Origin of the sequence: Bacillus haimaensis, assembly GCF_048270625.1 — a bacterium.
GTDB classification, from domain to species: domain Bacteria; phylum Bacillota; class Bacilli; order Bacillales; family Bacillaceae_I; genus Sutcliffiella_A; species Sutcliffiella_A haimaensis.
The window spans coordinates 3,612,315-3,625,658 of record NZ_CP158164.1 but is presented as its reverse complement, the minus strand read 5'-3'; the positions used below and the strand labels follow the sequence as shown (position 1 = coordinate 3,625,658).

The 13,344-nt window shown below is 47.9% G+C and carries 11 protein-coding genes and 1 pseudogene; 9 read left to right on the top strand and 3 right to left on the bottom strand.

Annotated features, from left to right (window positions below; translation table 11 throughout):
• Positions 1-2: 2 nt before the first annotated feature.
• From purN to purD, 3 genes and pseudogenes are all read left to right on the top strand, one after another.
• The gene (purN, locus tag ABN702_RS18425; protein ID WP_417900964.1) at positions 3-590 is read left to right on the top strand and encodes a phosphoribosylglycinamide formyltransferase; all 588 of its coding nucleotides are present in this window, start codon (positions 3-5) and stop codon (positions 588-590) included.
• Entirely contained in the window at positions 587-2,116 is a 1,530-nt protein-coding gene (purH, locus tag ABN702_RS18420) for a bifunctional phosphoribosylaminoimidazolecarboxamide formyltransferase/IMP cyclohydrolase (protein WP_417898199.1), read from the top strand. Before purN ends, purH begins: the two co-directional genes overlap by 4 nt.
• 34 nt (positions 2,117-2,150) lie before the next feature.
• A pseudogene (gene purD, locus ABN702_RS18415) lies at positions 2,151-3,424 on the top strand (phosphoribosylamine--glycine ligase).
• On the opposite strand, the gene ABN702_RS18410 reads toward purD, so the two are convergent.
• Positions 3,396-3,482 carry an EYxxD motif small membrane protein gene (locus ABN702_RS18410; protein ID WP_417900963.1) on the bottom strand — a complete coding sequence of 29 codons (87 nt, stop codon included), beginning with the start codon at positions 3,480-3,482 and terminating at the stop codon, positions 3,396-3,398. The pseudogene purD and the gene ABN702_RS18410 sit on opposite strands and share 29 nt — an antisense overlap.
• 170 nt (positions 3,483-3,652) lie before the next feature.
• Entirely contained in the window at positions 3,653-4,045 is a 393-nt protein-coding gene (locus ABN702_RS18405; RefSeq protein WP_417898198.1) for a DUF2892 domain-containing protein, read from the bottom strand.
• A 189-nt stretch (positions 4,046-4,234) separates the two neighbouring features.
• Here ABN702_RS18405 and ABN702_RS18400 point away from each other — a divergent pair, with 189 nt between their 5' ends.
• From ABN702_RS18400 to ABN702_RS18390, 3 genes are read left to right on the top strand one after another with little or no spacing between them, the layout of a single operon-like run.
• Complete coding sequence (locus ABN702_RS18400; protein ID WP_417898197.1) at positions 4,235-5,980, top strand: adenine deaminase C-terminal domain-containing protein; 1,746 nt, start codon at positions 4,235-4,237, stop codon at positions 5,978-5,980.
• A 46-nt stretch (positions 5,981-6,026) separates the two neighbouring features.
• Positions 6,027-7,076, top strand: a complete 1,050-nt coding sequence (locus ABN702_RS18395) for a DUF3048 domain-containing protein (RefSeq protein ID WP_417898196.1) — start codon at positions 6,027-6,029, stop codon at positions 7,074-7,076.
• Positions 7,077-7,092: 16 nt separating this feature from the next.
• A complete protein-coding gene (locus tag ABN702_RS18390; protein ID WP_417898195.1) occupies positions 7,093-7,404 on the top strand; it encodes a YerC/YecD family TrpR-related protein in 312 nt (103 codons plus the stop codon).
• Positions 7,405-7,463: 59 nt separating this feature from the next.
• Here ABN702_RS18390 and ABN702_RS18385 read toward each other — a convergent pair whose 3' ends face one another.
• Complete coding sequence (locus ABN702_RS18385) at positions 7,464-7,622, bottom strand: hypothetical protein (protein WP_417898194.1); 159 nt, start codon at positions 7,620-7,622, stop codon at positions 7,464-7,466.
• A gap of 667 nt (positions 7,623-8,289) precedes the next feature.
• On the opposite strand from ABN702_RS18385, the gene ABN702_RS18380 reads away from it, so the two are divergent.
• The 3 genes from ABN702_RS18380 (at position 8,290) to ligA (ending at position 13,341) form a co-directional block, all read left to right on the top strand.
• On the top strand, positions 8,290-8,982 hold the full coding sequence (locus tag ABN702_RS18380) for a heptaprenylglyceryl phosphate synthase (protein WP_417898193.1): 693 nt from the start codon (positions 8,290-8,292) through the stop codon (positions 8,980-8,982).
• A gap of 68 nt (positions 8,983-9,050) precedes the next feature.
• Positions 9,051-11,315 carry a DNA helicase PcrA gene (gene pcrA, locus ABN702_RS18375; RefSeq protein ID WP_417898192.1) on the top strand — a complete coding sequence of 755 codons (2,265 nt, stop codon included), beginning with the start codon at positions 9,051-9,053 and terminating at the stop codon, positions 11,313-11,315.
• A gap of 19 nt (positions 11,316-11,334) precedes the next feature.
• Positions 11,335-13,341: an NAD-dependent DNA ligase LigA gene (gene ligA / locus ABN702_RS18370; RefSeq protein WP_417898191.1), complete on the top strand. Its 2,007-nt coding sequence runs from the start codon at positions 11,335-11,337 to the stop codon at positions 13,339-13,341.
• Positions 13,342-13,344: the final 3 nt, after the last annotated feature.

The following is a 13,344-nucleotide window of genomic DNA, read 5'->3' as shown; positions in this document are numbered from 1 at the left end:
AACTGAAACGAATCGCCATTTTTGCATCAGGGAGCGGCTCCAATTTCCAGGCGATCGTGGATGCATGCCAAGAAGGTCTGCTTGATGCAGAGCCGGCTCTATTAATTTGCGATAAGCCTGGTGCGTATGCGATTGAGAGAGCGGAACGTGCCGGCATACCAGCAGTCGCGTTTGTTCCAAGGGAGTATCCGAACAAGGCAGCCTATGAAAATGCAGTTTTACAGCAGCTTCAAGTACACAGGATAGATTTTATCGTTCTTGCCGGCTATATGAGGCTGATCGGGCCGACCCTGCTATCCGCATACAAGGGACGAATCGTCAATATTCATCCTTCGCTTCTTCCAGCTTTTCCAGGACTGGATGCAATCGGTCAGGCGTTGGAGTACGGGGTGAAGGTGACTGGTATCACCATTCATTTTGTGGATGAAGGCATGGACACGGGACCAATCATTGCCCAGGTGCCGATTGAGGTGGCAGCAGGAGATACAAGAGAATCCTTACAAAAAAAGATACATGACATAGAACACATTTTTTACCCTAAGACATTACACCAACTTTTTTCAATCAAAGGAGAGAAAATCACCCGATGAGAGCAATAGTCAGTGTTTCGAATAAAGCAGGAATCGTACCATTTGTACAGCAGCTAGTCGAATTAGGTGTGGAGGTTATTTCTACAGGCGGAACTAAGATGATCCTAGAGGAAAATGGGGTGCAAGTAACGGGAATCTCCGCAGTTACAGGCTTTCCGGAAATTCTGGATGGTCGTGTCAAAACGCTTCACCCGATGATCCATGGGGGACTCTTGGCGAGAAGAGGGGACGCAAGCCACCAACAGCAGCTTTCCGAGCATGGCATCACTCCGATCGATCTGGTTGTGGTAAATCTATATCCATTCAAGGAGACGATCTCCAAAGAGGGCACAACATTTGAAGATGCGATTGAAAACATCGATATCGGCGGCCCGACCATGCTGAGAGCTTCGGCAAAAAATCATCAGGATGTAACGGTGATGGTCGATCCGGCCGATTATGAAGGAGTCCTGAATGAAATTAGGGAATCCGGCAAAACGACAGTGGAAACGCGACGTCGTCTAGCAGCAAAGGTTTTCCGCCATACAGCAGCTTATGACGCCATGATTGCCCGCTATCTGACAGAAGCAGTGGAAGAAGCACACCCTGAATCACTGACCGTTACGTTTGAAAAGAAACAGGACTTGCGCTACGGCGAGAACCCGCATCAGAAAGCGGCATTCTATGAAGCGCCACTGGCTTCCAAATTCTCGATCGCTTCTGCAACCCAGCTGCACGGGAAGGAATTATCCTACAACAACATCAATGACGCGGACACTGCGATTCAAATCGTAAAAGAATTCACCGAACCGGCAGTTGTAGCGGTCAAGCACATGAACCCTTGTGGAGTTGGCGTTGGGGCAACTGCGCTTGAAGCCTACCAGCGTGCATACGAAGCGGATCCGGTTTCCATCTTCGGTGGCATTGTCGCATTCAATACGGAAGTGGACAAAAAGACGGCAGAGCTTTTACATGAGCTGTTCCTTGAAATCATTGTGGCACCATCCTTCGCAGACGATGCATTGGCAGTGCTGAAGCAGAAGAAAAACCTTCGCCTGATGACACTTGATATGGGCGAGATTGGTGGCACTGCGACCCGTTACGCTTCCATCCGCGGCGGATTGCTTGTGCAGGAAGAGGACTATGCAGGCCTTGATGAAGCGAATATCACGGTACCGACGAAACGCGAGCCGACAGAAAAGGAATGGGAAGACCTCAAGCTTGCCTGGAAAGTGGTGAAGCATGTGAAGTCCAATGCCATTGTCCTTGCAAAAGGAAACCAGACAGTAGGTGTCGGTGCCGGACAGATGAACCGTGTTGGCGCAGCAAAGATCGCCATGGAACAGGCAGGAGAAAAAGCGGTAGGTTCAGCACTGGGATCTGACGCATTCTTCCCGATGGATGACACCGTGGAAGCCGCGGCAAAAGCAGGCATAACAGCCATCATCCAACCAGGTGGCTCCATCCGTGACGAAGACAGCATCAAGAAGGCAGATGAATACGGAATCGCAATGGTGTTTACAGGGATACGTCACTTTAAGCATTAATCCAAGATTACTTTTTACGACTGGAGGAGTTTCAATGAGAGTATTGGTAATTGGAAAAGGTGGAAGAGAGCACGCGATTGTCTGGAAGCTTTCTCAGAGCCCATCCGTGACAGAAGTTTTCATCGCACCAGGTAATGTTGGAATGGAAGGCCTTGGCACAAATGTACCAATCGATGAAACGGATACGTCCGCTTTGATCTCTTTTGCAAAAGAAAAAGCGGTGGATCTCACAGTCGTTGGCCCGGAAGTCCCCTTATTGAATGGGATTGTCGATGCTTTCCAGGAAGCGGGGCTGCAGATTTTCGGACCAAGCAAAGCCGCCGCCCTTATCGAAGGGAGCAAAAGCTTCGCAAAGGACCTGATGAAAAAGCACGGCATCCCGACAGCAGGTTATGAGACCTTTGATTCGTATGAGGATGCAAGAGTTTATATAGAAAGCAAGGGAGCCCCGATCGTGCTGAAAGCGGACGGATTGGCGGCAGGTAAAGGCGTTGTCGTTGCCATGACGGAAGGGGAAGCACTCGAAGCGATCCATGAAATGATGGCCGAATCGAAATTCGGGAAGGCCTCAAGCAAAGTGGTGATCGAGGAATTCCTTGCAGGCGAAGAGTTTTCGTTCATGGCTTTTGTGAATGGCAAAAAGGTGTATCCGATGGTCATTGCCCAGGACCATAAGCGTGCGTTTGATGGAGACCAAGGACCGAATACCGGTGGAATGGGCGCTTATTCACCAGTTCCTCATATCCCGAAAGAGATCGTGGACGAAGCGCTGGAAACGATTCTGATTCCTGCAGCTGAAGCAATGGTCAGTGAAGGGACACCATTTGTGGGGATATTGTATGCAGGCTTGATCCTGACAAAGAAAGGCCCGAAAGTGATCGAATTCAATGCGCGATTCGGCGATCCGGAAACACAGGTGGTATTGCCGAGGCTGGAATCGGATTTGGGCGAAGTGTTCCTGAAGGTCCTCAAGCAGGAGGATTTGGAGCTGGTTTGGTCTGAGGAAGCCGTAGTCGGTGTCGTGTCCGCTTCAAAGGGATACCGGAAGCCTATGAGGATGGTGGGCTGATCGAGGGGCTTGATGAGGTAAACGGGGCGATGGTGTTTCACGCAGGAACAGCAAGGGATGAAGCAGGCAACCTTGTTACAAATGGCGGCAGGGTGCTGCTTGTGGCAGCAAAGGACCCATCTTTGGTGTCCGCACAGCAAAAGGTATACGCTGAGCTCAGCAAAGTGAAGAGCGACAACCTCTTCAACCGAAAGGATATTGCCAACAAAGCTATTGCGGCCGGCGTTTCTTCCGTTTGACAAACACAAACAGAATCGCAACAATCCCGCCGATTACTGAAGCCAAAACAAACGACATATCTGTCAAATACTCCAAGAACATAATGACCAACCTCCTTTAATGGGGATATGGAATGGATAAGCATAAACTTTAACAGGTTCGACATGGAGAATGAAATTCCTTTGGGGGTCTGGCCCCCAAAGGAATTTTTTTTGCACTTTTTTGCACTTTTTTACCCTTATGATGTCTTATGATGGATTATAGGAGCTTGCACCAGTGCCATCGCCATCGCCTTCTAGCTGTTGGCGAAGGTCGTCGAAGTCGAGGTCGAATTCACTTGCTGTTTTTTTGAAGTCTTTGTTGGTGCTGCTGTCTTGCTTGTGGTCGGTTCCGGATTCTCCTCCGCCTCCGAAGTCAAAGTCATCCTTGTGGCCGCGGTTGCCTTGATAGCGTTCAAACAGGTCAGTTATTGGGCAATATTTCAGAATGCCTTCCCCTATTTTCATTGCTGCAAGCATAGCTACAAGTATGTAAGAATCACGATGCGGCTTTCTCACCATTTTGCTAATGATCCATGCAAGAATGGTAAACCCTGCTGTCAGACGTATTAAGGCGTTGATTATTCCGATATTTGGTTTCATAAATAATTCCCTCCAGAATTGTTTTAGCATGAACTTTCTGCTTGAAAGATTTCGAAAAATTTCCAAAATCGTTAATGCGGTAAAGACTGTGATATGGTACCATGGTAAAAAGAGGTTATATCACAATAATAACCGGTCGTCATACGATAAAAGACCATTTTTTTAAAGAATCAAAAGTAGGTGATCATTGTGCACGAACAGAAATATAGATGGAAAAGTAAAAAGCTGAGAGAACACGTAGCAGTGGTAGACGGGAAGAAGGAGCCAAGCATCGTTCTAACCAATGCCACCTACCTGAATGTTCATCTTAAGGCCTGGTTGCAGGCAAATATATGGATCTACGAGGATCGCATCATCTATGTCGGGGACAATATGCCCGAACACACACAGCATACAGAAGTGGTGGACTGCACCAACCAGTATCTTGTGCCAGGCTATATCGAGCCGCATGTGCATCCATTTCAATTATATAATCCCCTTTCATTTGCCCAATATGCATCCAAATCAGGCACAACCACCTTTGTGAATGATAATTTGATGCTTATTTTACAATTGTCAAAAAAGAAAGCGTTTTCTTTTATTGAAGAAATGAATAAAACTGCCGCTACGATGTATTGGTGGTGCCGCTTTGACGCCCAGACGGAAATCCAGCAGGAGGACGCCATTTTTACGACACCTGCGATGAAGGACTGGCTCAATCACCCTTCCGTTCTGCAAGGGGGAGAGCTGACTGCCTGGCCGAAGCTGATGGCTGGGGACGACTTGCTTCTTCACTGGATCCAGGAGGCGAAGGTAAGGAACAAGCCTGTGGAGGGTCATTTTCCTGGAGCATCCGAAAAGACACTTACGAAAATGAAGCTGCTTGGCATCGACAGCGACCATGAGGCCATGACAGGCGCCGATGTGGAAAAGCGCATCAAGCAAGGCTATACTGCGGCGCTGCGCTATTCTTCCATACGTCCGGACCTTCCAGTCATGCTGGAGGAGCTGGAAAAATCGGGCATCCATTATTATGACCAGACCTTCTTCACAACGGACGGCTCTACGCCAAGCTTTTATGAAAACGGTGTCATTGACCGTACGCTTGCGATTGCACTTGATAAGGGTGTCCCTGAAATAGAAGCCTATCGAATGGCGTCGTTCAATGTAGCCAAGCATTTTCAGATGGAGGACCTCCATGGAAGCATTGCGCCTGGTCGCATTGCCAACATTAACTTCCTTTCGGATATGGGTGATCCTGTTCCTGTCTCTGTTCTTTCCAAAGGTCAGTGGATCAAAAGGGACAGCGAGCCTATACAGGATGCATTCCCTGCAATAAACTGGGAGAAAGCAGGCTTGGAGCCATTGAAGCTTGATTGGGACCTGACAATTGATGATCTGCAGTTTTCGATGGCGCTTGGAATGGAAATGATGAATGAAGTGATCATCAAGCCTTACTCCATTACGTGTGACGTATCCGGCGACACCTTATCCGAGAAGCATGACCAGTCCTTCCTGATGCTGATCGACAGGGCGGGCAACTGGCGCGTGAACACCATCATCAAAGGCTTCGGCTCACATGTTCACGGGTTTGCAAGCTCCTACTCGAATACAGGCGACATTGTGCTGATCGGCAAAAGAAAAAATGATATGATGAAGGCATTTCAGCATATGAAGGCGATCGGCGGAGGCATGGTGCTTGTGGAGGATGAGCAGGTGGTGTGCGATATTCCATTACCAATCGGTGGGGGCATGTCCAAGGAGCCACTTGAGGAACTGATAGAGCAGGAGACCGCACTTCGCAATCATCTATTTGCGAGAGGATACAGCTTCAACGATCCGATCTACACCTTGCTGTTCCTTTCATCCACACATCTTCCTTATATCAGGATAACTCCTAGAGGAATATACGATGTGATGAATAAAACGGTACTCTTTCCGTCAATAATGCGTTAAAATATAAAAGTAAACTTGAACAAAGGTAAAGGTTGTGCGTAAGTAGATGTTAAATAGAAAAGTAATACTATTGATAGCCTTGATGACAATCCTTTTAATAGGATGTAAAGCCAACAATGAATCAAGTCCTGATGCAGGTGAAAGTCCTGTAGGCGAAAACCCTTCCGAAAAAACAGGAAACGGACAACAACAAGAAGAGGAAGAAGAAGTAAAAGAAATCTTCCCACTTACAGGCACACCAGGAGAAACAGCTACAGATAAAAGACCTTTTGCGGTTGTCATAAATAATGATGTGAAAGCAAGACCACAATCAGGGCTGCATAAAGCGGATATTGTCTACGAAGTATTAGCTGAAGGCGATATCACCCGGTTACTCGCAATTTTCCAAAGCCAAGTGCCACCTGATTCCATTGGACCTGTTAGAAGTGCCCGATCCTATTTTATCGATTTGGCAAAAGGCTATGATCCGATATTCGTGTTCCATGGCTGGAGCCCTGAAGCCCGCGAGAAAATCGAAGCGGGGGAAGTGGACGGAATCAACGGATTGTCCTATGACGGGACGCTCTTCAAGCGGGCGAGCTTCCGCGTTGCCCCTCACAATTCCTATATTACGTATGATAATATAGAAAAAGGTTCGGACAGGCTCGGCTACTCCTTGGAAGAAGCTGTACCAGCGCTATCCTTTCACAAAAAAGAGGATACACCGGCAGGAGAAGAAACAGGTTATTTAAAAATCACCTATTCCAAAAGAGCGGCTACTCATGTGGAGTACAGCTATGAGGAAAGTGAAAACCACTATGTACGCTCCAGTGGCGGGGAGAAAAACATCGACCTCGACACATCAGAAGAAATCGTGGCCCATAATATTTTCATTGTAGAATCTGACCACAAGATTGTGGACGATGCCGGCCGCAGAGAAATAGATATCACTTCCGGAGGACGGGCAATCCTCATTCAGAACGGTATCCGCCAAGAAGTGGAATGGAAAGAGGATGAAGGACGGATCCTTCCTTACCTGAATGGAAGTCCCGTACCGTTCACACCGGGAAAAACGTGGATACAGATCGTTCCGGATTTATCTATCGTGACATATTAGAAAAGGAGACAAACATATGCAAATAAACAAATTACGAGGAAAAGAGCTGGATCAGTTATTTGAAGCGGTCCTTTCCCTGAAAGATCTGGAAGAGTGCTATCGATTTTTTGATGACCTCTGTACGGTAAACGAAATCCAATCCCTGGCTCAGCGCCTGGAAGTGGCAAGAATGTTGAAGGAAGGCTTTACGTACCATAAAATCGAAACGGAAACAGGTGCAAGCACAGCGACAATCTCCCGTGTGAAGCGCTGCCTGAACTACGGAAACGATGCGTACGAAATGGCATTGGACCGTGTTCATGCTGAGAAGAAGGAAGAAGTGGAGTAATTCAACTCTACATAAAAAAGGCGGCCCCGTATCTTTGGATGATGGGCCGCCTTTTTCTGTTACCTATAAAAAGTCTCCTGCTTCGTTTTTATCTGTTCGACGCCTTCTTGCACACTTGCTGGGTCTGTGCTCCGCTTTCTCTTTCCCATATAATCCACCAGCGCACCGAACGCTAACAGAATGGCAAAACCAATTACGAACCAAAGCCATACAGGCATTTAGGACACCTCCTTTTGAAAAGGGTATGAAACAAGCTGCGGGAAAATGATTTGTTTTTCACGTTGTAATAGTGGATATACCCGTTTAAGTGGTGCGGATAGCCTTTGTAATGTAATTTTAATACTATTGACGGCTGATTTGAGTGGCCTGTTGAGCGGGGTTAGGGGGTAGCTGAGCAAGGCGGGCGGTGGGGTTATCGGTCCAAAATAGGTCATTATCGGTCCACTTTCCGGGTTTATCGAGCGGAAACGTGCCTCAATCGGTCCGTTTTCTAGGTTAATCGGTCTGAAACTACACTTTATCGATCAACTTTCCAAATACAGGAAAAGTCGAACGCGTGTAAACAACAGTTGTACAACCTTGCTAACACCAAGCCTGGTTAATCTGTCCAAAGTAGACCATAATCTATCCACTTTCCCCATTAATCTAGTGAAAACGTGCCTCAATCTGTCCACTTCCCTTGCTATTCTGTCCAAAACCTCACTTATTCTGTCAAGCTTCCAAATAAAGTGAAAAACAGCACCCCCGCACACCACCCCACCCCCGCACACCAGAACCCCAAAATAGGTCGCATCTTCCAGAAAACATTCTGCCTACATCTTTTTCGTATTCGCTCTGATTTTGTTATAATAGACAAATGGAAAATTAGAATGGGGGACGTTTGCAGTGTTACAGGAAATACGTGAATGGCAGCACGTTTTTAAATTAGATCCTAATAAAGAGATAACGGATGAGGATTTGGAGCTTGTATGCGAATCTGGAACGGATGCCATCCTCGTTGGTGGTACGGACGGCGTGACATTGGACAATGTCCTGCACCTGATGAGCAGGGTTCGCAGATATTCGTTGCCATGTGTACTCGAGGTCTCCAACATCGAATCGGTCACACCGGGCTTTGACTTTTATTTCATTCCGACCGTATTGAACAGCCGTAAAACCGATTGGGTCGTGAACCTGCATATCGAGGCGCTCAAGGAATACGGGGATATCATGAGCTGGGAGGAAATTGTCGCTGAGGGCTACTGCATCTTGAATGCGGACTGCAAGGCGGCACAATTGACCGAGGCAAAAACGGACCTGACTGAAGAGGACGTCATTGCCTATGCAAGGCTCGCCGAGAAAATGTTTAATCTCCCTATCTTTTACTTAGAATATAGTGGGACCTACGGGGACGTGGAAATGGTTCAAGCGGCAAAACGAACGCTGGAATCCACACAACTATTTTATGGCGGCGGGATCACATCAGCCGATCGGGCAGCGGAAATGGCGCAATTCGCAGATACCGTCGTGGTAGGAAATATTGTATATGACAATCTATCAGAGGCCTTGAAAACAGTGAAGGCCGTTAAGAAAATATAAGAGACAAATGTAAAATAATCTAGTAGAATAAAAATAAGAACATACGTTTGTATAGGCGGTGGGAAAACATGCAATATTTAAGTCAAAGACTGCTCGAAGGGTTGAACCCGATGCAGCAGGAAGCGGTAAAGAAAACGGATGGCCCCCTGTTGATCATGGCAGGAGCGGGCAGTGGCAAGACGAAGGTGCTGACGCATCGTATCGCATACCTCATGGCGGAAAAAGAAGTGGCGCCATGGAATATCCTTGCGATCACATTTACGAATAAAGCGGCCCGCGAGATGAAAGAGCGTGTGCAGGTATTGCTTGGACCGGCTGCGGAGGATATCTGGATTTCGACGTTCCACTCCATGTGTGTGCGTATCCTGCGGCGTGACATCGACCGCATCGGGATGAACCGTAATTTTACGATTCTCGACACAACAGACCAGCTTTCCGTAATAAAAAATATACTGAAAGACCGAAACATCGATCCGAAGAAATTTGAACCGCGTACCATTCTCGGCACGATCAGTTCAGCGAAAAACGAACTGATGACCCCTGAGGAATATGCGAAGCAGCCGATGGGCCCTTATGAACAGAAGATCGGGGAAATCTACACAGACTACCAGAAGCGCCTCAAGAAAAACCAGGCGCTTGATTTTGATGATCTCATCATGACGACGATCCATCTGTTCAAGCGCGTACCGGAAGTATTGGAGTACTATCAGCGCAAGTTCCAGTATATCCACGTGGATGAGTATCAGGATACGAACCGTGCCCAATATACATTGGTGAAGCTGCTTGCGGACCGACTGAAAAACCTATGCGTAGTAGGGGATTCCGACCAGTCCATCTATCGTTGGCGCGGGGCGGATATCGCGAATATCCTTTCTTTTGAAAAAGACTACCCGAATGCCGAGGTTGTACTGTTGGAGCAGAACTACCGTTCCACAAAACGTATCCTTGAAGCGGCAAACCGCGTGATTGAAAACAATATCGGCAGAAAGAAAAAAAATCTCTGGACGGAAAATATGGAAGGCCAGAAGATCCTCTACTATCAGGCGGATTCAGAGAAATCAGAGGCGCAATTTGTGGTAGGGAAGATGAGGGAGATCCTTCAAAAGGACCCGAAACGAAAGCTTTCCGACTTTGCGATTCTTTACCGTACGAACGCCCAGTCCCGTGTGATGGAGGAAATGCTTCTGATGTCCAACATCAACTACTCCATTGTAGGCGGCACAAAGTTCTATGACAGAAAAGAGATCAAGGACATCCTTGCCTACTTGCGTCTGATTGCAAATCCGGATGACGATATCAGTCTTGCCCGTATCGTCAATGTCCCGAAACGCGGCATCGGCGCTACGACCGTTGATAAAGTGGCCCATTATGCAGCCTTGCATGACATCTCCCTTTTCCAGGCACTGGCGGAGATCGACCTGATCGGGGTCAGTGGACGAGCAACAGCCGCATTAAAGGAATTCCATGCGTTGATCAACAACTATGTGCAAATGCAGGAATATATCTCCGTAACGGAGCTGGTAGAGGAAATATTGGACAAATCAGGCTACCGCGACATGCTGAAAGCGGACAAGACGATCGAGTCCCAGAGCCGTCTCGAGAATATCGACGAGTTTCTTTCCGTTACCAAGAACTTCGAGGAAAAATACGATGATAAGAGCCTGCTTGCATTCTTGACGGATCTTGCGCTTGTAGCGGATATCGATAAATTGGATGAAGAGGACGAAGCGCAGCAGGAGTCCGTCATCCTGATGACCCTGCATGCTGCAAAAGGCCTGGAGTTCCCGGTTGTATTCCTGATCGGCTTGGAGGAAGGCGTCTTCCCTCATAGTCGCTCCCTTTTTGAAGAGATGGAGATGGAAGAGGAACGTCGCCTTGCCTATGTAGGGATTACCCGTGCGGAAGAGGAATTGTTCATCACAAGCGCCCAAATGAGAACATTGTTTGGACGTACCAACATGAATCCTCCTTCCCGTTTCATCAAGGAAATTCCGGAAGACCTTATAGAGAACTATGCGAAACAGGAAACAAGGGCAACATCAAGGCCGACTCCATTCGGAAGCACCCGTTCTCCCTTCGGCGGTTCTCCGTCCTCCCCCGCACAGCCACAGAGACGTGCCGCGTCCGCTGCTGTCAACCGTGGCCTCAAAGCAACAGGCGGCGAAAGCCTTGATTGGGGTGTCGGTGATAAAGCGGAGCATAAAAAGTGGGGAATCGGTACCGTTGTAAGCGTAAAAGGAGAAGGCGACAACAAGGAGCTTGATATCGCATTCCCAAGTCCGACAGGTGTCAAAAGACTGTTAGCGAAATTTGCACCAGTTACGAAAGTTTAGAAAAGAAAGGGCGACAAGCATGGAAAGAGATAAAGCAGAAAAGCGGGTTCAAGAGCTTCATGATATTTTGAATAGATACAACTATGAATATCATGTATTGGACAAGCCATCGGTTTCTGACGCCGAATATGATTCCCTTTTGCATGAGCTTCTTACACTGGAAAAGGATTTTCCTGAGCTGCAGACTCCTGATTCCCCATCTCAGCGTGTGGGCGGAAACATTTTGGAAATGTTCAACAAGGTCGAGCATCGTACACCGATGCTCAGCCTTGGCAATGCCTTTAACGAAGAAGACCTGCGCGACTTCGATCGCCGGGTCAGACAGGCTGTAGGCGAGGAGGTAACTTATGTCTGTGAGTTGAAAATAGATGGGCTGGCCGTGTCCCTCCGCTATGAGGATGGGGTGTTTACCCAAGGTGCGACCCGTGGAGACGGAACAACAGGGGAAGACATCACAATGAACCTGAAGACGATCCGTTCCATTCCTTTGCGCCTGAAGGATCCTGTATCCATCGAAGTGCGCGGGGAAGCTTTTATGCCGAAAAGGTCGTTTGAAAAGCTGAACGAGGCAAAGCTTGAGCGCGAAGAGGAGCCTTTTGCAAATCCTCGCAACGCAGCAGCCGGTTCCCTGCGCCAATTAGATCCTAAAATTGCTGCACAGCGCAATCTCGATGTGTATGTATACAGCTTGGCGGATGCCGGGGAGACAGGCATTGAATCTCATAGCGAAGCCTTGAACTACTTGGAGAAGATCGGCTTCAAAACGAACAAAGAGCGAAAAAAATGCACATCAATCGAAGAAGTGATCGAATATGTCACAGCCTGGCACACAAAACGCCCAGACTTGTCGTATGATATAGATGGAATTGTAATTAAAGTTGATGAAACGGAGCAGCAGGAACAGCTCGGATTCACGGCGAAAAGTCCTCGCTGGGCCATTGCATACAAGTTTCCCGCCGAAGAGGTCGCGACAAAGCTGCTCGATATCGAACTGAATATCGGAAGAACGGGAGTCGTTACGCCGACTGCCATCCTTGAGCCTGTCCGTGTAGCAGGTACGACCGTTGGACGTGCGTCCTTACATAACGAGGATCTGATCCGCGAAAAGGACATAAAGCTTGGCGATTATGTTATTGTAAAAAAAGCGGGAGACATCATCCCTGAAGTAGTAAACGTCCTTGTGGAAAAACGCACCGGAGAAGAAAAGGACTTCCACATGCCGACGAATTGCCCGGAATGTGAAAGTGAGCTTGTACGCATTGAAGGGGAAGTGGCGCTTCGCTGCATCAACCCGAAATGTCCGGCGCAGATCCGGGAAGGATTGATCCATTTTGTTTCCCGAAATGCCATGAATATCGATGGCCTCGGGGAAAAGGTGATCTCCCAGCTGTTCCGTGAAAATCTTATTGAAGATGTGGCAGATATCTATAAGCTGACAAAAGAACAGCTTCTTGGTCTCGAGCGCATGGGTGAAAAATCTGCGGATAACCTGATCTCATCCATTGAAAAGACGAAGGAAAACTCCATGGAGCGCCTTCTATTCGGACTTGGGATCCGACTGGTTGGAGCCAAAGCGGCGAAAACCTTGGCCCAGGAATTTGGCGATATGGATCGCCTGGCCTCCCTTACTAAGGAAGAGCTGACTGCTATTCATGAGATCGGCGATAAAATGGCGGATTCGATCGTGGCATATTTCGAGCAGCCTGAAGCGATGGAATTGATGCAGGAGCTGAAAAGTGCCGGTGTCAATATGGAATACAAAGGTCCGAAGAAGGTTAGTGCGGAAGATGTGGATTCCTATTTTGCGGGTAAAACCATTGTTCTGACAGGTAAGCTGGAGGAGATGTCACGTAATGATGCCAAGGCGGCCATCGAGCAGCTCGGCGGCAAGGTGACAGGCAGTGTAAGTAAGAATACACACCTCGTCATTGCAGGGGAAGATGCGGGTTCGAAGCTGGCAAAGGCGAATGAATTGGGCATTGAAGTATGGAACGAGGCGCAAATGCTTGAAGAAATACAATCATAAGAG

Bases quoted from the DNA above. Each gene is read 5' to 3' on its own strand.
- purH (WP_417898199.1), top strand. From the start codon at position 587: ATGAGAGCAATAGTCAGTGTTTCGAATAAAGCAGGAATCGTACCATTT.
- ABN702_RS18410 (WP_417900963.1), bottom strand. From the start codon at position 3,482: ATGTCGTTTGTTTTGGCTTCAGTAATCGGCGGGATTGTTGCGATTCTG.
- ABN702_RS18405 (WP_417898198.1), bottom strand. From the start codon at position 4,045: ATGAAACCAAATATCGGAATAATCAACGCCTTAATACGTCTGACAGCA.
- ABN702_RS18395 (WP_417898196.1), top strand. From the start codon at position 6,027: ATGTTAAATAGAAAAGTAATACTATTGATAGCCTTGATGACAATCCTT.
- ABN702_RS18390 (WP_417898195.1), top strand. From the start codon at position 7,093: ATGCAAATAAACAAATTACGAGGAAAAGAGCTGGATCAGTTATTTGAA.
- ABN702_RS18385 (WP_417898194.1), bottom strand. From the start codon at position 7,622: ATGCCTGTATGGCTTTGGTTCGTAATTGGTTTTGCCATTCTGTTAGCG.
- pcrA (WP_417898192.1), top strand. From the start codon at position 9,051: ATGCAATATTTAAGTCAAAGACTGCTCGAAGGGTTGAACCCGATGCAG.
- ligA (WP_417898191.1), top strand. From the start codon at position 11,335: ATGGAAAGAGATAAAGCAGAAAAGCGGGTTCAAGAGCTTCATGATATT.